The organism is Shewanella sp. BJSY2023SW007, from assembly GCF_047314525.1.
GTDB lineage: Bacteria > Pseudomonadota > Gammaproteobacteria > Enterobacterales > Shewanellaceae > Shewanella > Shewanella chilikensis.
On the sequence record NZ_JBKORL010000067.1, the window covers coordinates 1 to 21,095 of the forward strand.

Annotated in this window: 12 protein-coding genes and 4 tRNA genes; 10 read left to right on the forward strand and 6 right to left on the reverse strand. The window is 50.1% G+C overall.

The genetic code is table 11. From position 1 onward, the window contains the following. The 7 genes from ACMHXE_RS10180 to ACMHXE_RS10210 form a co-directional block, all read left to right on the forward strand. A partial coding sequence (locus ACMHXE_RS10180; protein ID WP_413732160.1) for an immunoglobulin-like domain-containing protein occupies window positions 1–3,684 on the forward strand: 3,684 nt, incomplete at its 5' end. A 102-nt stretch (window positions 3,685–3,786) separates the two neighbouring features. After that, window positions 3,787–5,958: a type I secretion system permease/ATPase gene (locus ACMHXE_RS10185; protein ID WP_413732162.1), complete on the forward strand. Its 2,172-nt coding sequence runs from the start codon at window positions 3,787–3,789 to the stop codon at window positions 5,956–5,958. A 1-nt stretch (window position 5,959) separates the two neighbouring features. Further along, window positions 5,960–7,342, forward strand: coding sequence for an HlyD family type I secretion periplasmic adaptor subunit (locus ACMHXE_RS10190; protein WP_101057531.1), 1,383 nt, complete (start codon window positions 5,960–5,962; stop codon window positions 7,340–7,342). Between the two features lie 33 nt (window positions 7,343–7,375). Next, window positions 7,376–8,779, forward strand: coding sequence for a TolC family outer membrane protein (locus tag ACMHXE_RS10195; RefSeq protein ID WP_039035382.1), 1,404 nt, complete (start codon window positions 7,376–7,378; stop codon window positions 8,777–8,779). Then, entirely contained in the window at window positions 8,779–9,384 is a 606-nt protein-coding gene (locus ACMHXE_RS10200; protein ID WP_071476441.1) for an OmpA family protein, read from the forward strand. Before ACMHXE_RS10195 ends, ACMHXE_RS10200 begins: the two co-directional genes overlap by 1 nt. Before the next feature lie 17 nt (window positions 9,385–9,401). Further along, complete coding sequence (locus tag ACMHXE_RS10205; protein WP_039035380.1) at window positions 9,402–10,109, forward strand: transglutaminase-like cysteine peptidase; 708 nt, start codon at window positions 9,402–9,404, stop codon at window positions 10,107–10,109. An 8-nt stretch (window positions 10,110–10,117) separates the two neighbouring features. Continuing rightward, window positions 10,118–12,037, forward strand: a complete 1,920-nt coding sequence (locus ACMHXE_RS10210; RefSeq protein WP_413732164.1) for an EAL domain-containing protein — start codon at window positions 10,118–10,120, stop codon at window positions 12,035–12,037. A gap of 153 nt (window positions 12,038–12,190) precedes the next feature. On the opposite strand, the gene ACMHXE_RS10215 is transcribed toward ACMHXE_RS10210, so the two are convergent. The 4 genes from ACMHXE_RS10215 to ACMHXE_RS10230 form a co-directional block, all read right to left on the reverse strand. After that, window positions 12,191–12,267 (reverse strand) — tRNA-Pro (locus ACMHXE_RS10215). Window positions 12,268–12,329: 62 nt separating this feature from the next. Beyond that, a tRNA-Pro gene (locus tag ACMHXE_RS10220) sits at window positions 12,330–12,406 on the reverse strand. A 132-nt stretch (window positions 12,407–12,538) separates the two neighbouring features. Further along, window positions 12,539–12,614: transfer RNA gene (locus ACMHXE_RS10225), tRNA-His, on the reverse strand. 41 nt (window positions 12,615–12,655) lie between these two features. Beyond that, window positions 12,656–12,732 (reverse strand) — tRNA-Arg (locus ACMHXE_RS10230). Between the two features lie 220 nt (window positions 12,733–12,952). Here ACMHXE_RS10230 and ACMHXE_RS10235 point away from each other — a divergent pair. After that, complete coding sequence (locus ACMHXE_RS10235; protein ID WP_165565752.1) at window positions 12,953–15,607, forward strand: diguanylate cyclase domain-containing protein; 2,655 nt, start codon at window positions 12,953–12,955, stop codon at window positions 15,605–15,607. Between the two features lie 27 nt (window positions 15,608–15,634). Here ACMHXE_RS10235 and rep read toward each other — a convergent pair whose 3' ends face one another. Beyond that, window positions 15,635–17,647, reverse strand: a complete 2,013-nt coding sequence (gene rep, locus ACMHXE_RS10240; RefSeq protein WP_144361372.1) for a DNA helicase Rep — start codon at window positions 17,645–17,647, stop codon at window positions 15,635–15,637. A gap of 259 nt (window positions 17,648–17,906) precedes the next feature. Between rep and ubiK the strand changes: the two genes are divergently transcribed. Beyond that, window positions 17,907–18,161: a ubiquinone biosynthesis accessory factor UbiK gene (gene ubiK, locus ACMHXE_RS10245; protein ID WP_025010065.1), complete on the forward strand. Its 255-nt coding sequence runs from the start codon at window positions 17,907–17,909 to the stop codon at window positions 18,159–18,161. Between the two features lie 64 nt (window positions 18,162–18,225). Here the strand turns inward: ubiK and ACMHXE_RS10250 are convergent, their stop codons facing one another. After that, on the reverse strand, window positions 18,226–19,203 hold the full coding sequence (locus tag ACMHXE_RS10250; protein WP_224868123.1) for a DUF3187 family protein: 978 nt from the start codon (window positions 19,201–19,203) through the stop codon (window positions 18,226–18,228). A gap of 263 nt (window positions 19,204–19,466) precedes the next feature. Between ACMHXE_RS10250 and creD the strand changes: the two genes are divergently transcribed. Then, window positions 19,467–20,888 (forward strand): cell envelope integrity protein CreD, encoded by a 1,422-nt coding sequence (gene creD / locus ACMHXE_RS10255; protein WP_165566086.1) that lies wholly within the window; start codon window positions 19,467–19,469, stop codon window positions 20,886–20,888. Window positions 20,889–21,095 lie beyond the last annotated feature (207 nt).

The window sequence follows — 21,095 nt, forward strand, 5'->3', positions numbered from 1 at the left end:
AACAATGCCCCTGAAACCGACCTGGTGCTGACCCTGTCCAACGGCGCCACGATCACCATTGCGGCCGGTCAAACCGAAGGCACTGTCACCGTCGCGGCACCGACGGATGATGTATTTGTTGACGCAGAAACACTGACCGTAAGTATAGATAATGCTCAAGGTGGTAATTTTGAAAACCTGGATACCAGTGACACAGCTTCCACACTGGTAAATGACACTACCGACACAGTTTTTGCCCAGCTCAGCGTAGACAAATCCAGTGTCACTGAAGGTGGTGAAATCACTTATACAGTGACTTTGGTCGATGCCAACGGTAACCCGGTAACCCTTCCTAGTGGAGCTTCGGTTAGCGTTGCGCTTGATTGGAGTGGTACGGCAACTGCAGCAGATGTTGATAGCTTACCTCCAAGCGTAACCATTAGCGGAGATAGTCAGCAAAGCTTTACAGTTAATACCATCAACGATGGTATTTATGAAAATAGTGAAAATCTAAGCGTCACTATTAGTGGTGTCACTGACGTTGATAATAGCCTTGAACAACTGGAGATAGGCAGCAACAACAGCGCCGACACCACCATTCTCGATGCCCAGAACCCACCAAGCATAGGTAACATCACCAATGTTGCCGTATCTGAAGAGGGGCTGACCGATGGTCTGCCAGATGATGTAGGCGACACAGATACAACAGATGCAGTGATAGCCAACGGTACCATTGAGCTGCAAGATCCTGACAACGATGAGCTGGAAGTTACGCTTAGCGGCCCATCTGGTGTAACCTCCGGAGGCGTTGATGTAACCTGGAGTTGGGATGCCAGTACTCAGACCTTGACAGGCTCTGCCGGTTCTACTGTGGTGATGACCATATCGCTCTCAGCTCCTGCGGGTAACAGCAGTGGTACTTGGGGTTATGAGGTCACACTGCATGCTCCGCTGGATCATCCTGTAGCCAATGTTGAAGATGTGCTCAATTTGAACTTTGGTATTGATGTCGCAGATGGTTCAGGAGCGACAGATTCAAGTTCATTCCAAGTTACAGTCGAAGATGATGCGCCTTACATGCCAGATACCGCACCGGTAACGGCTACGGTAACCGATATTCCGGATACTCTCCTAGGCGTATTCGATTTGACTGGTGACACTGATGATACAGGGCAACTGAACTTTGATGGTTTCACCATCACGGCCAGAGGTTTCACCTCATCTACCGACCACACTCTGACCTCTGCAAATATTAACGGCAGCAGTTCAGGCATAGGGGTTGCCAGTGTAGACTCACCTTACTTCAACTTGGCCAACGAAATAGATTTCCGTGAATTTGCTGATGGCACTGGCGTTTCGGAAGAGGTCATCATAGATCTGGATCCCAACACCCTGGCGTTCGGCATGAAGATAGAGTTTGCCAACATCTTTGGAGGTGAGCTTGAAAGCGGTGTGGCCGAGTTCTGGCGCGATGGCCAACTGATATCCAGCCAAACTTTCAGATCAGATAAAAGCAACGGTGACTATGCGGCTGAATTTAACGTGCAGGATGGTGGCTTTGATAGAGTTGTTATCAAGGCAACCGACAACGGCACAGCCCCCAGTCATAAAGACAACAGTGACTTCACTATTTCCTCCATAGAATTCACTGGTACAGGCAATGCCCCGGCAATCGCCTATGCTTCCGGTGAAGTAACAGCCCAATGGGGCGCAGATGGCCAAGGCAGTCTTGCATTGGCCGGTGTGACTGACACATCCCTGGTGACCGCCAGCGGAGAAGCCGTTGAAGTGACCCTTTCAGGCAATACTTTGCTGGGTCAAACAGACTCGGGCGACTTGGTCTTTAAGCTGGAATTCACCCCTAGTACAGGCCACTGGGACTTCTATCAGTACCAGACGATGCAGGGCACCGAAGATGGCGACCTGGACTTTGCGGTCACGGTAACCGATGCCGATGGTGACTCTTACAGCGGCAATATTGCTGTGGTGCCTGTATTTAACTATCAGGTCACTGAAGCAGGTCCAGGCGATCAAACTCTCAATTTGGGTAACGCCGAAGATATCGTTATCGGCGACCTGGATGGCACAGTCGTGGTTCCCGGGCAGGATTACAATATCGCCTTTATGGTCGATAGCTCAGGAAGTATTGGATATCGGGCCATGGAGGCGATGAAACTTCAGTTGGCTCAAGTATTTGAGACACTGAAAGCCAGCGCCGATGCTGAGCAAAGCGGCACCGTGAAAATATTCTTGGTCGATTTTGATACTCATGCCAAGGGCAGCATCAGCGTAGATCTCAATGACCCCAATGCATTGAGCACTCTTCAGAGTGCCCTGAATGACATGAGCAGCGGTGGCGGCACCAACTACGAGGATGTCTTCACCACCACAGCCAACTGGTTCGCCAATGGTGATGCTCAAGATAATAGCGGTGCCACTAACCTAGCCTTCTTTATCACTGACGGCAAACCAACGTACTACAACGATGATGCTGGTGGAGATCCCATGCTCTATAACGCGAGGGATGATCGTTATGATCGTTATCTATCGGATGTTATAGGTACAAGTTACACTTTTGGTGAAGTATACAAAGCTCACGGTCGTGTGGTAATTGATGAAAATGGTAATGTTTTCAGAATAGATGCCTCAGGCCGAAAACCAGTTGGAGCCATGCGACCCGATGCCCAAGGTAACTATGATTACTATGCCTTGGCTGGCACCGGCAGCAGTACCAGTTCGGACACTACGGCGAATTCCGAAGCTGGTTTTGCTCTACTCTCTGGCCTAGGTGTGACGGTTGAAGCCATAGGAATGGGCTCCAATATCGATGAGGATGATCTGCAGGACTACGATACAGATGGCAACGTCCAGACCAACATCGATGCCGATGAACTTGCCGACGCGATTCTCGGCAATGAAATCACCAACCAACCTGGCTCAGATACCTTGGATGGCGGTGCGGGTAACGACATCATCTTCGGTGATGTGATTCGCTTTGATGGCATTCAGGGCCAGGGTTACAACGCGCTCAAAGCCTTTATTGCCGGCGAGTTGGGCCAAAGCGATGCAACCGATGCTGAAATTCACAACTATATCAGCGAGCATTCAAACCTGTTTGATAAGTCAGGCGCCAACGACAAGGGTGATACCATCAGCGGCGGTGACGGAAGCGATATTCTGTTTGGCCAAGGCGGTAATGATGAACTCTACGGCGGTAACGGTAATGATCTGCTGTTCGGTGGTAATGGCAACGACCTGCTGATTGGCGGCAACGGCGATGATTGGCTCACAGGTGGCCAAGGCGTAGATACCTTCAGCTGGAAAGCAGGAGAAACCGGCACTGACCATATCACTGACTTTGAAGTTAACAAAGATAAGCTGGATCTCAGCGATCTGCTGTTGGGTGAAGAGCACAACTCACTGGAGCAATATTTCCAGTTCAGCGTCGAAGATGGTAATACCACCATCTCTATCGATGTGGATCTCAATGGTGAATTTGATCAGCATATAGTGCTCGATGGCGTTGACCTATTCGCCACTTATGGCAGTGATGAAAGTGACATCATTAATGGCCTGCTGGGAAGTAACAGCAGTGATAGCCCACTGATTGTCGAGACTCAATCGGCCAATCCAAGTGCGTCTTACGTCAGCCAAAGTAGCTCTTCTGGGCTGGAAGAGCCTAAAACACTGGACTCAGTAATCTAAAAGTCCGGTGGTTTGAATGGCAGCCCATATTGCAATTCGCAATATGGGCTGCCATGGCTGATACTAGAATTAATGATATAAAACGGAAGGATAAGTTGTTCTGTGACCGCATCCGCTTCTCCTAAACCTGAGCAATGGACCATTTCGGCTTCTCAGCGAGTCACGGTTGATCCCCTGCTCGATAGTCTGGTTCTATTGACAGAGTACTTTGGCTGCCCCTGTTCCAGTGAGTCTTTGGCAGCGGGTCTTCCTCTGTCTTCTGCAGTTTTATCTCCGGAACTGGTACCACAAGCCGCAGCCAGAGCTGGTCTGACGGCCAAGCTTTCCCGTAAAGGCTTGAATCAGGTTACTGCCATTCAGCTTCCTTGTATTTTGCTTTTGAAAGACAAGAAAGCTTGCATCCTGCGCGAACTGGATCTGGAACAACAACATGCGGTGATCCAACTGCCGGAAACCGGCGGCGAACAACGCCTATCTATAGAAGAGTTGGAAACCCTCTATGTAGGCTATCTGTTTCTGGTGAAACAACAGTACCGTGGCGATATGGGATTTGATGTCTATCATCATGACCACAGTAAACACTGGCTGCTGCAAACCATTAAAGACTCGGCCCCCATCTATCGTGATGCACTGATTGCCTCAATCCTGGTGAACTTGTTTGCCCTGGTTTCACCGCTGTTTATCATGAACGTCTACGATAAAGTGGTGCCCAACCTGGCGTTCGAATCACTGTGGGTTCTGGCTATCGGAGCCGGTATTGCTTATCTGTTTGATTTGGTCATGAGGCAGCTGAGAAGTTACCTTATCGATGTTGCCGGTAAGAAAGTCGACATCATAGTCTCATCGCGACTGTTCTATAAGGCAATCGGCATTCCCCTCGAAAACCGCTCGGCCAGTGTCGGTGGCATGGCGCGTCAGTTGGGTGAGTTTGACAGCATCAGGGAGATCCTCACCTCGGCAACAATAACCACGCTGGTTGATCTACCCTTTGCATTATTGTTTGTGTTGATTATCTATCTGGTCGCAGGCGATCTGGCGCTAATCCCCCTTGTCGCCAGTCTAATCATCATCGGCTATACCTTGATTGTCCAACCCAGGCTCAAGACCGCTATTGAGGAAAGCAATAAATTTGCCAGCCTCAAGCATGGCCACTTGATCGAGAGTCTTGCCTCTCTGGAATCCATTAAATCCTATGGGGCAGAAGGCCTGGTACAGAAAGCCTGGCAGCAGATGATAGGTCACACGGCCAATTGGCAGTTACGCTCGAAAAAGCTCTCCAACTCAGTGGCCAATGTCGCCAACTTTGTGGTGCAGCTGACCGTCGTCAGTGTCGTTATTCTAGGGGTTTACCGGGTTGCCGATAATGATATATCCATGGGTGGGATCATTGCTGCTGTGATGCTTGCCAGCAGGGCCGTTGCGCCTATGGCACAGCTGGCTAATTTAATGACCCGAGCCAACCAAACTGCCAGCGCGCTGAGACAGCTGGATCAGATAATGACCCAGGAAGATGAATTTGAAAACAAAGGCCATCTTGTCAGCAAACAACGATTGATGGGCAAGATAGAAGCCGACGACCTCAGCTTCAGTTACCCCGGCTCGGAAAAACCTGTATTGCACCCCTTCGCCTTAAGGATCCGTCCCGGCGAGCGGATAGCCATTATCGGCCGTAACGGCAGCGGCAAGAGTACTCTGGCCAAGCTGTTGGTTGGACTGTTTAAACCCAGCAATGGTAGCCTAAGATACGATGGCATAGACAGCGCCCAGATCCACCCGAGCGATCTACGCCGTAACTTCGGCTATCTGCCACAGGATGTCACCCTGTTCCACGGTTCGGTTCGGGACAATATTCTCTTCGGCACCCGTCAGGTCACAGAACATCAGTTGATCCGAGCCGTACAGCTCTCCGGAGTCAACCTGTTTACCGACTTGGAATCAGAAGGCCTGGATCAACAGGTAGGTGAAGGCGGCCATTCGCTGTCCAGAGGCCAGCGTCAAACCGTGGCCTTGGCCAGAGCCATACTCAATGACCCACCAGTGCTGTTGATGGATGAGCCCACAGCCAGCTTGGATGCCAGAGCCGAGAAGCAATTCATGCGCTCGATGCATAATGTCAGCCGCGACAGAACCTTACTGATCATCACCCATAAGATGCACCTGCTGAATCTGGTAGATCGCATCATAGTGATGGATAGAGGCCACATCATTGCCGATGGTCCCAAAGACAAGGTGCTCGAAAAGCTCAACCAAGGGCTGATGGCAGGAGGCAAGTAATATGAATAAGCACCTGACTTCTGATGACTTGGAAATGGTAGACGATGTCTACGGCGCCATGATGACAGATGCACCCACCAGCCACAGATTGATTATCTGGTCGCTGGCAGCCATGATGCTCTGCTTCCTCACCTGGGCCTATTTTGCATCCCTCGACCGAGTTACCAAGGGCACGGGTAAAGTGATCCCCTCTTCCCAGGTTCAGGTCATCCAAAGTCTGGATGGCGGCATTTTGAAAGAGATGTACGTTCAGGAAGGCATGCTGGTCAAACAAGGTGAGCCCTTGGTACGCATAGACGATACCCGTTTTCGTTCCGATGCCGCCCAGCAGGAGCAAGAGGTCTATAGCCTGCAGGCCAATGTTATTCGCCTTCAGGCCGAACTGAACAGCATCTTTATCTCGGATATGACCAACGACTGGCGCGAACAGCTAAAAATCACCAAGATCCCGCTGGTATTTCCTGCCGAGTTGACAGAAAAAGAACCCGAACTGGTCAGGCGCCAGCAGGAAGAATACGCCGGACGCTTGGATAACCTCAGCAACCAAGTGGAGATCCAGGCAAGACAAATTCAACAACGGCAACAGGAAACCGAAGAGTTAACCTCGAAAATCGGCACCTTGAGTACCAGTTACCGCTTGGTCAGCCGCGAACTGGAACTGACCAAACCTTTGGCACAAAAAGGCATAGTGCCCGAGGTGGAACTCTTGAAACTGGAACGTACAGTTAACGACATTCAAGGCGAGCTGGCGACCCTCAGGGTGATGCGTCCCAAACTCAAGGCCAACATGGATGAGGCGATTCTCAAGCGTCGGGAAGCGGTATTGGTTTATGCCGCCGATTCCCGCGCACAACTCAATGAAATGCAAGCCAAGCTGGCACGCATGAATGAAGCCCAGGTAGGCACCAAGGATAAAGTCAGCAAAGCCGTTATCACCTCACCGGTCAACGGAACCATTAAAACAATAAATATCAACACACTGGGAGGAGTAGTCCAACCTGGTATCGATATTATGGAGATAGTCCCTTCCGAAGACCAACTGCTGATCGAAACCCGAATTTTGCCAAAGGATATCGCCTTCCTGCATCCGGGGCTGCCCGCCATAGTTAAAGTTACTGCCTATGATTTTACCCGTTACGGCGGATTAAAAGGCACTGTGGAACAGATAAGTGCAGACACCACTCAGGATGAAGAAGGCAACAGCTTTTATTTGGTAAAAGTGCGGACCGAAGAGTCCAGTTTAATTAAAGACGATGGCACTGAGATGCCCATTATTCCCGGCATGTTGACCTCTGTTGACGTAATTACCGGGAAAAGAACTGTCCTTGAGTACATACTTAATCCCATTCTAAGAGCCAAAGAAACAGCGTTAAGAGAACGCTAGGCTCATAGTCACAATAAACCTGGAGGGTTTAGCATGAACAAGAAAGTTACTCGGCTGGTGAAACCCAGTGCCTTGGCACTGGCGATTACCGGGCTGATGTTGCCCACGGCAGGGTTTAGTCAGACCCTGGAACAAGCCGTAGCGCAAACATTGGATACCAACCCGGAACTACGACTTGCCTTTAACCGTTTCAAAGCTCGTGAAGAGCAGGTAAACCAGGCGATAGCCGGTTACATGCCAACGGTAGATATTACCGGTGGTTATGGCTATGAATACACAGACAGTCCGGCTACCCGCCGCCGTTTGGCCGGCACCACAGATGATGAAATTGAACTCAAACGGGGCGAATTCGGTGTCAGCATCAAGCAGATGCTGTTCGACGGCTTCTTTACCAGCAGTGAAGTCGACAGGTACAGCTTCGAAGCCAGTGCCGATCAATGGGCGCTGTTTGCCGCTGCTGAAGATATGGCGCTGGATGTTGCCAAGGTCTATATCAACTATATACGTAGCGAGCAGGTGTTGACGCTGGCAGAGAAAAACCTCAAGAGCCACCAGGACATCTACGAGCAAATCAAGCAACGTACCGATTCGGGCTTGGGCTCTACCGCGGATCTGTCACAAATCACGGGTCGTCTAGCTCGCGCCAATGCCAACGTAGTGTCTGCACGCAATAACTTCCTCGATGCCAAGAGTCAGTTTTTCCGCATTACTCATCAGCAACCGGAAGACCTGATAGTACCGGTTCCGGATGCCGATATGTTGCCGGCGGACGTAGACTCCAGTATCAAGATGGCACAGGAGCACCATCCCATTCTCAAATCGGCCGCCAGTGATATCCGCGCCGCCGAATATGAGAAGTCTTCGGCTCAATCCAACTACTATCCCAAGATCACGCTGGAAGTAGAAGGTAACATGAACAACAACCTGGACGGTGAAGACGGCTTTAGCCGGATCGCCAGCCAAAATGTCGGAGGCCACAACAATGACATTCTTGCCATGGTGAGAGTGCGTTACAACCTGTTCGCCGGTGGCCGTGATTTAGCCCGTGAAAAAGAAGCCAGCTACAAGATAGGTGAAGCGAAGGAGATCCGTGAGCGCGCCTATCGTGAAGTGGTTGAAGGCGCCAACCTTGCCTGGAACGCATACGAGTTCCTGGGACCACAGAAGCAATATATTCGCGATCATGTCATTGCAGCCAAGGACACTCAAGTCGCCTACTCACAGCAATTCAACCTGGGTCAGCGTACCCTGCTCGACTTGCTGGATACCGAGAATGAACTGTTTGAAGCCAGAAAAGACTATCTGACCGCCGAGTATGACGAAGTGATTGCCAAATACCGCGTACTCAATGCCACAGGACAACTACTCGACTCGCTTAGAGTCACTCGCCCCGATGTATGGAAAGGGGAGCGTGAATATGAAGGAGGAGTTAAATAATGAAACTCTTTATCACTCTGCTTAGCGTCGCCATACTGGCGGGTTGCTCAATGCGTGACACTGTATCCATGGATCAACCGACGGCTCAGGTCAACGACCTCAATGATCATGACAGAGACGGTGTTATTGAAGCCCGTGAACGCTGCTCAGGCACTGTCGAAGGTGCCAACATTGATAACTATGGTTGTGGTAAGATCAAGCCTATCAATGAACGCTCCGAGTTGAAGATACTTTTTGCCAACGATTCCTTCTACATAGATCCTCAGTATTATGATCAAATTGGTGTCATTGCTGACTTTATGAAGCAATATCCCAGCACCAAGGTGACCATCGAAGGGCACTGTAGCCGTACCGGTAGCTATGATCACAACCTGAAGCTATCGCAAAATCGGGCAAATGCCGTAACCAAAGTGCTGGAAGATCAATTCGGCATTACCGCCGATAGACTAACCGCAGTAGGTTACAGCTACGATAAACCTGTAGATCCAACAGACACTCAGTTGGCCCACAAACGTAACCGCCGGGTTATCGCCGAGGTAACAGGCGAGGATACTATGGCCGATATGAAGTGGAACATCTACACTGTGGATCAAGAAGTGAAATAGGACCTTGATATCCCCATATGACAGGCAGGCTCAACCAGTATTCACTGCTCAGAAGGGTCTGCCATTACACAGTACTGGCATCGACTCTGGCCGTGTCATGCCTGTACGCCGCATCCACCCAACAGCTAGACGCCAACAGCATTACCAAAACGCTGGAATCACGTTATGGCGAGCGGGCTGGCCTCAGGGCCAGAGCCTGGTTCAAGATACTGGACGAGGCACAAGGGTTGGACGATATGGGAAAAATCACCAAGGTAAACAACTTCTTTAACCTGTTTCGCTTTGTAGATGATAGCAAACTCTGGGGGATGGCTAATTACTGGGCCACCCCTTTGGAGTTTATCGGAGTAAATGGCGGTGACTGTGAAGACTTCTCCATCGCCAAATACTTCACGCTGCTGCAGTTGGGCATCCCTGAAGACAAGATGCGCATCACTATGGTTAAAGCAACCAGTGTTAATCAGTACCATATGGTGCTGGCCTATTATGAGACGCCCTCCTCTGTCCCTCTTATTCTGGACAATCTGGATCGCGAGCTCAAACCGGCAACACAACGTGGAGATCTGATCCCCGTATACAGCTTTAACGGTAAACAATTGTGGCTAAACAAAGAGAAAGGACGCGGTGTATTAGCAGGATCATCCGCTCGCTTGGAAAAGTGGAATGACCTGAGACACAGATTAGGGGCTGATCGCTTGCGTCAGCCAAAATTAAAACTGGAGTAGCTACAGCAATGACACTGTTTCGACAGATATACTCGTTACTGTTTGGGCTGTTTCTCTTGGTTGTCGCCAGTGTGGGCTATGTGCAATTCAATGAGACCCAGAACTTTCTAACCGAGCAGATGGAGTCGGACCTCAATAATGTCAGCCATTCATTGGGATTGATGTTGGTTCCGTCACTGGAAGCCGGTGATCTCGCCACCGCAGAAACCATGGTTAATGTCATCTTCGAGGGAGGCTATTACCAACAGGTGAAGCTAACTTGGCTGGTTGATGGCAAACAGCAGGTCTGGAATAACAATATTCGCATCGAAGATGTTCCCCAATGGTTTATCAATCTGGAGATCTTTACCCCTTTGCGTAAAGAAAGCACCATTACTTCAGGTTGGCTGCAACTGGCCAAACTGGAAATTACCGCTCACCCTGGGTTTGGTTATCACGAACTGTGGCGCATTATGAGCCATACCTTAATAGCCTTTTCAATTCTATTTTTGGTCGCCATATTGTTTGCGCGCCTGGGCCTGACATGGATCCTCAGTCCACTGCACTCCATTGCCGAACACGCCAAAAGCATTGCCAAACGGGAATTCGGCCCGGATATGCCGCTGCCTAAAACCCTGGAACTCAGGGATGTAGTCAACGCTTTTAACAGCATGTCAGCCCAACTGAAGAAAATTTTCAGTTCTCTGGATGAAGAAGTCACTGCACTCAGGAAAAAGAATCTGGTGGATCAGGTATCCAACCTGCCTAATCGTCAATATATGATGGGCCGCGTTGGCGGTTGGCTAGGTGAACCCGGCAGCGGCGCTCTGATGATGGTCAAGTTCGACTGGCTCGAAGAAGTCCACAGCAAGTATGGCTATCAGGTAAGAGACGAAACCATCAAGCTGCTTTCAGAAAAACTGCAGCATGAGTTGGGCGAAATCTGTGAATCTGTCATTGCCCGTATCGCCGCCTATGAATTTGCTTTCTTGATCACCAATGTTGAACGTGAACAATTGAGTAAGTATCTACAAACCCTGATCCGTACAACCAACCAGGAAATGGTCAAGGCGGGTTGTAAGCCCAATGAAGATTACGCCATAGGTATTGCCGAACGTATCGGGCAGATGACCAGTTCCGAGCTGCTGGCGCGCTCGGATAACGCCCTGCAAATCGCCCTCAAGGAAGGCAAGGTTTATCACTGGTTGGAGACCAACGAACAGCAGTTGTTCAGTCGTGAGCAGTGGCGCGATAAGCTTACCGACGCAATTAACCGCAAACAATTCCGTTTCCGTTGGCAAGCTGTGCACTATCAAGGATCTGACAATATACTGCAGCGGGAACTTTTCTGTCAGTTGCAAATAGGTGACAAACTGGTGCATGCAGGCCAGTTCATGCCTTATGTCGAGCTTTTGTCTCTGGGTAGCTTGCTCGACCGCTGCCTGATTGAAAAGATCAGTGAAGATGAGTTGTTGGAGAAGAATGCCGAAGCCATTGCGGTTAACCTGACCCATCACAGCATCAGCGATCCCAAGTTCCACGAATGGCTCAATCACTTCCTGCGTAACAGCCGCCACGCAAGTCGTTTGGCCTTTGAGTTACCGGAAGCCGCCATCTATACCGATATCGACGCCTGTCAGGCACTGTGCACCATAATTCGCGACAATGGTGCCAGTATAGGAATAGACCACTTCGGCCGTCAGTTCGGCTCCATGTCTTATCTGCAAAGCCTGCGGCCGGCTTACGTCAAGCTGGACCAATCCTTTGCACAATATGATGAAAACCAGCACAACAGCGAACTGTGCCGCGCACTGGTGAACGTGGCCCGAGGGCTGGAAATCGATGTGATAGTGACAGGTATTCAAGAGAAAGGTCAGTTGGAGCGCTTTACGCCACTCAAGACTCAAGCATACCAAGGCTTTATTTCACCGCCGGTGAATGTTGAGTAACTGACATAGGGCTCCCTCCGGGGAGCCTTTGTTTTAGGCGAAGCCGTCGAGACAGGGAAGCCCCAAGACACTCGTGCCCCCTGAGGATGAAAACAGGAAGGCTTTGAATGCTAAAAACAAAAAGCCCCTGATTTCTCAGGGGCTTAAATGTTTTGGTCGGTGATAGAGGATTCGAACCTCTGACCCTCTGCTCCCAAAGCAGATGCGCTACCAGGCTGCGCTAATCACCGAAATACTGTGTTGCTGAATACTTCCCAGCTTTTACCTGACTTGCAGTCAGATAAATCAAATTTGGTCGGTGATAGAGGATTCGAACCTCTGACCCTCTGCTCCCAAAGCAGATGCGCTACCAGGCTGCGCTAATCACCGAAATACTGTGTTGCTGGTTACCTTTGCAAGTAGAGGGTCACCCTCTGCTCCGCTCTAGTTTCCAAACCGGGATGCGCTACCAATTGCGCTTATCACCGTAAGATTTGAAGCTGACTCGCTTCACGAAAGAAGTGGGGTGACTGATGGGACTTGAACCCACGACAACCGGAATCACAATCCGGGGCTCTACCAACTGAGCTACAATCACCACTGATATTTCTTTCACTGACTGGCGCGTTTGAATCAAACTGGTGCGCCCAGAAGGATTCGAACCCTCGGCCTCACCCTCCGGAGGGGTGCGCTCTATCCAGCTGAGCTATGGGCGCCCGCCGTGTCAGCGCCGCATATAGTAGGAGGATTTCCCCTCCGCGTCTACACCTGATTTGCTTTTTTTCGGTTGTTTGCTCAAGTTTTGACTGAAACAGTACAACAAATATCCGACACCAGCCAAAAAATTGACTTGGATAATACTGTCTTTCGTGTTATTTGTATCCTTTGATTAAAAACCATACAAAGATATCATCATTTTGTTCCTCGGCGGATAACATGTTTAGGGATGACGCTTTCCATCAGCATTCGGCTCTGGAAATCTCAAGATTAAATAAACGAGTTGCCAGACTTAGACGTCTGGCGGCCAAATATAAACGAGCCGAAGCCACCCAAAATGCACTGCTGGAAATCTCCAATATTGCCAACAAGGCTACCTCTATGGAGAACTTCTATCAGGGGATGCACCAGTGCCTCAAACAATTGATCCCGGCCGACAACTTTTATATCTCCCTGCTCGATGCCCAGAAACAACATCTTGAGCTACCATTTTTCTCCGATGAAAAAGACTCACACCCTTCTGAACTCTATCCGGAACAAGAGCTGTCTGAAATTTTGACTCAAGGTCTCACCGGCTATGTGTTGCGAACCGCCACCCCCCTGCTTTGTGACGAACATAAGGCAAAAGAATTGGCCGATGCCGGCGAAATCATGGCTCTAGGTTCATCCTGTCACCAATGGCTTGGGGTGCCCATAATGCAAAATGACAGAGCTATTGGTGTCTTGGCGGTACAGAGCTACAATCCCGCCAGCTCCTACGGCGAGATGGAGCTTGAATTGATGGCTTTTATTAGTCATCACATCGCAGGAGTCATGGAACGGTTACGGCATCATGAGCAACTTGAACAAGCCATCACCCAAAGAACCCAGGAGCTGAGCCAAGCCTATGGCAAACTAAAACAGGAAGTCTATGAGAGACGCCGAGCCGAGAGACTACAAAAGTCCCTGTTTGAGATAACCGAACTATCTTCCTCCAACTTGGATGATCGCGAGTTTTATACCGAGCTGCACCGGGTTCTCTGTCATTTGCTACCAGCCAACAACTGTTACATAGCGCTGCTGGATGAAACCGCAACTAAGCTGCACTTTCCCTTCTATGTTTCTCAACTCAATGATCCCGCCCCCAAGTGTCGTCCCTTGATGGATGGACTGGTGGAATACCTACTCAGGTTAAAACGTCCTGTGTTGCTGGATCAAAGCGATATCCAATCTCTGGTGTGCACCAAAGAGATTTACAGCAAGGCACCTGAACTGAATCAAACACAGAACATGCACCAGTGGATCGGCGTGCCGTTATTTATTCAGGACAAAATTGCCGGTGCCCTGACTATCTATAGTTTCAGCATGCATCAGAACTACCAGTTCAAGGATCTTGAGCTGCTGACTTTTGTGTCGCAGCATATCGCCACGGCCATCGAACGTAAGCTGGCGACAGAGGCGCTGAAACGTAGCAAAGAAGCACTGGAAGAAAAGATTCTGGAACGCACCCGTGAACTGGCCACCACCAACCAAGAGTTACAGAAAGAGATCTGCCAGCGCCGTAAGGCCGAGCAGCAACTGCTACACGACGCCAAACATGATGGCCTGACGGGTCTACCCAATAGGCTGATGTTTATGGAACGATTGAACCAGGCAGTTAAACATAATCGCCGTCATCTACAAGATAAATTCGCACTCTTGTTCGTCGATCTCGACCGTTTCAAATTGATTAACGATACCCTGGGGCATCTGGAAGGCGACAAGTTTCTGGTGGAGACCGCCATTCGCCTGAAGTTTTGTATTCGCGACAATGACACTCTCGCCCGTCTGGGCGGGGATGAATTTGTGATTTTGCTGGACGGGTTACGCACAACCGACGATGCCAAAGAAGTCGCCGAGCGGATCCTCAAAGAACTGTCACGCCCTTATGAGCTGGCCGATAAACAGTTCAACTCAGGCGCCAGTATCGGCATAGCCGTCAGCGGCCATCACAGGGATGACACCAGTGAGTCCATTCTGCGAGATGCCGACACCGCCATGTACATGGCCAAAACCCGCGGCAAGGGTTGCTATGTGGTATTTGATGAAAAATCCCATCAGCAATTGATGCAGGACGTAAGCCTGGAAAATGAGTTGAGAACCGCCCTGGATACCCAGCAAATCCAGCTCAGTTACTTTCCGGTGCAAGACCTCAAGACAGGGCAGCTTCAAGCCCTGGATGTGCGTCTGTATTGGCCCCATCCACAACACGGTAAAATCAAACAACAACAGCTTGCCAACTTGGCAGAGCAAGCCAACTTACAGCTGGAGCTGGACAGATACGCAATAGAAGCGCTGAACAGTGAACTTCCCAAGCTGCAACTCAATTCAGGCACCAAGTTACATCTGGCCATATGTAGCCAGCACCTCAAGCATAAACATGCACTTCGCAGCCTGAAAAACTGCCTGAGAAACTGCCAGTTCACACTTACCGACCTATGTTTGTTCTTCAACGAACAAGCTTTGGCCCGGGATCTGGAAAGCCATATTAACGGCTTTGAGGTACTTAAACGCTTGCAGGTCACTCTGGGGATCACAGGCTATGGCAGTGGTTACAGCCCTTTGGTCAGCCTATCTTTTCTGCCGGTGAATGTGCTGAGACTGGATGCCAGCTTAGTCTCGCATCTGCAAAGCCCACATCATAGACGTTTACTCAAAGCAATAAACCTAAGTGCAGGCGCATTGGAACTCGAATTGGTATTGGATGGCGTCAACACCCAAGAGCAAAAGCAGCAACTGGCACAAATGGGCTTTAACTCAGGCCAGGGACAAGCTCTTGGGAGTCGCTTGAGCGCCGCCGGCAGCAAAGGTAACAGCACCGAAACCATAGATACGGCAACCCAAGTTTGCGCCTAAGCCGTGTTTTGAAACCGGCTCTAACCCTTACTTCTTGAACATATCCCGTAGGTTGGCGATATTGGCCTTGCCGGTTTCCATCCTTTGCTGCTCACTCTGCTGCGGCTTGCGGTTTTCCCAGATAAGGTCGTCCTGAGGCAGTTCCATCAAGAAGCGGCTGGGTTCGCAACGCATGGTTTCACCGAATTGACGTCGCTCACGACAGAGCATAAACCACAGTTCCTTTTGAGCCCGAGTGATGCCAACATAAGCCAGACGCCGCTCTTCATCGACATTGTCTTCATCTATACTGGTTTGATGCGGCAAAATCCGCTCTTCCACTCCCACCATAAACACATAGGGGAACTCCAGCCCCTTGGAGGCGTGCAGCGTCATCAATTGCACCTGATCGCCGCTCTCATCCTCATTGTTTCTTTCCATCATGTCTCTGAGCGTAAGCCTATTGACCACTTCAGGCAGGCTCATGGGCTCATCCAGATCGTCACCGGCCAGCATCTCGGTCACCCAGCGATACAGTTCGGAGATGTTCTTCATCCGCATCTCGGCGGCCTTGGCGCTGGTGCTGGTCTCATAGAGATAATCTTCGTAGTTGATCTTGCGGATCAACTGCTTGATGGCATCAACGCCCTCACCCCGCTGAGCTATTTCACCGGTATCGACGATGAAGCGACCAAACTCATACAGTGATCCCATGGCCGCCGGAGGCAGATGATGATTCAATTCAGGAGCAAAAATCGCCTCGAACATGGAGATATGTTTCTGATTGGCAAAATTCCCGAGTTTTTCCAGGGTTGCCGGGCCAATCCCGCGCTTGGGCAGGTTAACGATACGCAGGAAAGCGTTATCGTCATCCGGATTCACCACCAAGCGCAGATAGGCCATGATGTCCTTGATTTCGGCTCTGGCAAAGAATGAGGTGCCACCGCTGAGCTTATAGGGGATACGGTTGGTCATCAGCGCCCGTTCCAGCAAGCGGGACTGGTGATTCCCGCGATAGAGAATGGCGTATTCCCCATAGCTGGTCTTGCCCATAAACTTGTGACGAATGATTTCGGCCACTACCCGCTCCGCTTCCTGCTCTTCGTTGGCGGCAAACAGTACCCGCAGCGGCTCGCCATAGGCCAGCTCACTGAACAGCGATTTATCATACACATGGGGGTTGTTGGCGATCAGAATATTGGCCGCCCGCAATATTCGCTGACTGGAGCGATAGTTTTGTTCCAGCTTGATAAGCTTGAGCTCGGGAAAATCTTTACCCAGCAGCACCAGGTTTTGCGGCTTGGCACCGCGCCAGGAGTAGATAGACTGGTCGTCATCGCCCACGACAGTAAAACGCGCCCGCTCACCCACCAGCAATTTAACCAGTTCATACTGGCTGGTGTTGGTATCCTGATATTCATCCACCAGCAGGTAACGGATCCGTGCCTGCCAACGGGCCCTGACATCGGTGTTATGCCGCAGCAATAGGGTTGGCAACAGAATAAGGTCGTCAAAGTCCAGCGCATTGTAAGCCTTCATATGCTGGGCATAACGCTGATACAAGAGTGCAAACAGTTGCTCCTGTTCACCCTTGGCTATCTTGCGGGCGTGATCCGGGATCACTAAGCCCCCCTTCCAATTGGAGATCATGGTCGCCAGCGCCCGCAGCAGATCTTTATCCTCCTGCAGTTCGTCCTGAGTTAACTCCTTGAGTAGCGCCAAGGTATCCTGATCATCGAACAGCGAAAAGCCGGCTTTGAGACCTAGAGTCTTGTGTTCACGCTTGATAATTTCCAGCCCCAGAGTATGAAAGGTAGAAATCCACAGCCCTCTGGCTTCCTTGCGCCCCATGGATTGAGCCACCCGCTCTTTCATCTCCCGCGCCGCCTTATTGGTAAAGGTTACTGCGGCAATATGCTTAGCCTGATAACCACACTTCTGCACCAGGTGGGCTATCTTGTTGATAATAACCCGGGTCTTGCCACTACCGGCGCCAGCCAATACCAGGCAGGGACCGGAAACATAATGGACGGCTTCATTCTGGGCAGGATTGAGCTTCATGGGTTATCTATATCTCACACAAGGACACTCTAGAGGCAGGGATCATACCAGAATCAGTGCCAGAGACAGCCCCAAAATCCCATTAGGGATACTTCTTGCAAAGGACTTGGGCCACTTGCTACAAACCACTCCTTGCATCCAGGTTTGTAAGCCGACACAGAGCACACATGGGACGGGTTCGCATCTTCCTTAGGTTAGCCTTGGGTTCAATGCAGCCTATAAGTTACAATCAGTTAAAACCTGCCAGTGGATTAAAGAGATGATCAACCCCAAGAAAATCGAAGAAATGGCCAAACAGCTGAGCGAAAACCTGCCTTCAGGGCTGAAGCAATTTGCCGGTGAGTTTGAAGAACGCAGCAAGCAAGTACTGCAACACCAGTTGCTGAAACTGGATCTGGTCTCCCGGGAAGAGTTTGAAGTCCAGCAGCACGTGTTACTGAAAACCAGAGAAAAATTGGAAGCCCTGCAGGCCAGAGTCGAAGCGCTGGAAGCCAAGGCTGAGCAGGCCGAGTAATATATCTCCCCCCAAGAATAGATAAGGCCGTTCGAAAGCGGCCTTATGTTTTAACACGGCTAAATTAGAGCATATGCCGATAGCCCAGAGTAAAGGCGATATCCGTGCTGTTATCCATGTTGAGGAAGTTTTCAATCACAGTGAACTCTATAGCACTGCGGTCCAAATAATAGCGGTAGCCCAGCACAGCTTCATTTGAAGCTTCAGAGAAGTCATCATCCGCTTCTGTCATTCCTTCGTACCTGTGATACTCCAGCATCCAGCCATGGCGACCGACACGGTATTCATAACCCAGCCCTAACATCAAAGCATTGGACTTATAAGGCATGTCAGACAACACCTCTTCGTCCTCACGGAAACTCAAGCCAAGTGTTGAATGGAAATTATGCCGTCCGTTGCGATAGCTGTAATTCAGCTGCAACGCCTGCTCAAAGTTTTCATTGGCGAAAGGACCGGACCCTACATAGTTGTAATACAGGCTTCCCCCAACGGACAGGCCATGGTGCTCATTCTGCAGCAACTGATACCCGAGATAAATATTGAAGGCATTGTTTAGGGTCTCACCACCAAAATCGCTGATATTCACATTATGTTGCTTGGAGTAGATCTGGTTCTGATTTCGCGGCTGATGGTCGCGACCATTCTGGTCAAAACCGAAAGCATCATGAAACCACATTGTCAGTGAATCCAAATGGTTGTTACCACTGAAACGCCAAGTATAGTTGGCGTCCAACATCCAACGGTCATCGATTTGCCACTTGAGACCACCTGTTAGAGAGTTGTGATAATAGTCAGCCAGATAATCTTCTGTCTCGGCCCAGACACTGGCCATATTACCGGTCAGATACCACTCTTTTTGTCCCTCGGCCATAGAGAAGCCAGAGCGCAACATAGGGGTCAGGCTACTGGACTGCAGAGGAGACTGGGCATAGACCTTGAGCGGCCCATAGTCGTCAAAATCGGCCAGTTCAGCATGCAGGGGCAGACTGAAAAAAATCGGCAACCAACAAGCTTTGGAGAAGTATTTCATAAGAATCATCATACCAATTCACATAGGCGGTTATTTTAAATGACTGCCGCATCGATTCACACTCATTATAGATGATTCAATCATGACCACATTGTCACAATAAATGTGACAGTGAAACCATTCACTTGTCGGCGTTATTCAAGTAAACCTCATTCAATATTGCTCCAATTTGGTATGGCATAATTTTGCCACTATTGATCAGTGACTTGTCATGATATCTCCAGCCAAATCTGCTTTAATGCTGCCACGAGTAGGTTAAAGGAACATACCTCATGATATTTCAAATTATCCTCATACTAATAGCGCTGGCCTTGCTTGGAGCCATAGGTTTCGGGGCTTATCTACTGCTGAAAAGCCTAATGAAGAAACAAAGTAGTCAAACAGCGCTGCCTCAGTTCAAATCCAAATTAACTCTTAAGCTATTTGCAGTAGCCATAGTGGGTCTGTTGTCATTGATCCCGCTAGGAATGATCCAGGATCTCAGCCAGGACAGAGAAAGCCTCTATCGCCAAGTAGTGCGCGAGATCGGCCATACCTGGGGAGATGCCCAAACCTTGGCCGGTCCGGTTTTGGTACTGCCATTTCGCTACGAAGTGATCTCCGACAACAATATCGACGGCAAACAACACCGTAGTCGTCAGGTCTACAGCGATGAACTCTTGATCCTGCCCAAAGGCATGACGCTGGATGCCGGTCTGCAGCACGAATTCCGCCATCGCGGCATCTATCAGTCACTCGTGTATCTGGGACAAGTCAAAGGTCGGGCCAACTTCGAATTGCCCAAGGTCAATATCCCCGGCCTACTCGGCTTTGACTATAACCAGGCCCGGCTGGTGTTTGGCGTTTCAGCCAACCAGGCTATTGAGACTGTCAGTCATTTTAATCTGGCTGGTGAGCAGGGCATCCCCAGCTTGATGTCAGGTACAGGGTTGGATAACACAGGCGGCCTTAGCCGCGGCTTTCATCGCACCATAGCGCTGGATCCGAGCCAAGGTGAATACCAACTGACATTCCAGCTCAGCCTCAGGGGTTCTGAAGGCTTGGAGGTACTGCCACTGGCAGAACTGAGCCAGATAGATATCCATGCCGATTGGCCACATCCCAGCTTCCAGGGTTACCTACCCGCCAGCCGTAATCTCAGCACTGAAGGTTTTGATGCCAACTGGCAAATAAGCCATCTGAGTCGTAACTTTCCTCAGGTGTTCCGAGCCAGTGATGGCCGGGATCTCACAGAGATCAGTGCCAGTGTTACCCTATTCGAACCCGTGACTCACTACGGCAAGATAGAACGTTCGCTCAAGTACGGCATACTCTTTATTTTGCTGACCTACATACTGCTGCTGATCTTCGAGCTGGGTAACAAGTCACGCCTCAGCGCAGTACAGTATCTGATGGTGGGTGGCGCCATGTGCCTCTTCTATCTATTGATGCTGTCGCTGTCGGAACACCTGCTGTTTTTAACCGCTTATCTGGTAGCCGCTGCGGTTCCCCTGCTCAGCATTCCGCTTTATGTCGCCAGCGCCAGTGGCAGTCGGCGCCAGGGAGCTATAGTTGCGGCCATGCTGGCAAGTCTCTACGGTGTACTCTACTCCATACTCCAGCTGGAAGATTATGCCCTCTTGATGGGAACCGGATTACTGGTACTGATAATGATGATACTCATGTACCTCACCCGCCACCAACAAATCGAGGAGTAGTTCCCGCGCGACCTAACGTAAGAGTTGAGCCCAGCAGCAAATATGCAAAGGCGCTCAGATAAACGAATAAATCCACGTTTACCTGAGCGCCTTTCAACTCAAAGCATGAGGTTCATCAGTGACCTAGTATTGCCGTTACAACCCTGTACAAAAAACAGCCTAAAATCACAGTTCCCCCACCGACTGATTTACACCTAGCATCCTTAG

Bases quoted from the DNA above. Each gene is read 5' to 3' on its own strand.
- ACMHXE_RS10195 (WP_039035382.1), top strand. From the start codon at position 7,376: ATGAACAAGAAAGTTACTCGGCTGGTGAAACCCAGTGCCTTGGCACTG.
- ubiK (WP_025010065.1), top strand. From the start codon at position 17,907: ATGATCAACCCCAAGAAAATCGAAGAAATGGCCAAACAGCTGAGCGAA.
- ACMHXE_RS10235 (WP_165565752.1), top strand. From the start codon at position 12,953: ATGTTTAGGGATGACGCTTTCCATCAGCATTCGGCTCTGGAAATCTCA.
- ACMHXE_RS10250 (WP_224868123.1), bottom strand. From the start codon at position 19,203: ATGATGATTCTTATGAAATACTTCTCCAAAGCTTGTTGGTTGCCGATT.
- ACMHXE_RS10200 (WP_071476441.1), top strand. From the start codon at position 8,779: ATGAAACTCTTTATCACTCTGCTTAGCGTCGCCATACTGGCGGGTTGC.
- ACMHXE_RS10210 (WP_413732164.1), top strand. From the start codon at position 10,118: ATGACACTGTTTCGACAGATATACTCGTTACTGTTTGGGCTGTTTCTC.
- ACMHXE_RS10190 (WP_101057531.1), top strand. From the start codon at position 5,960: ATGAATAAGCACCTGACTTCTGATGACTTGGAAATGGTAGACGATGTC.
- rep (WP_144361372.1), bottom strand. From the start codon at position 17,647: ATGAAGCTCAATCCTGCCCAGAATGAAGCCGTCCATTATGTTTCCGGT.
- ACMHXE_RS10205 (WP_039035380.1), top strand. From the start codon at position 9,402: ATGACAGGCAGGCTCAACCAGTATTCACTGCTCAGAAGGGTCTGCCAT.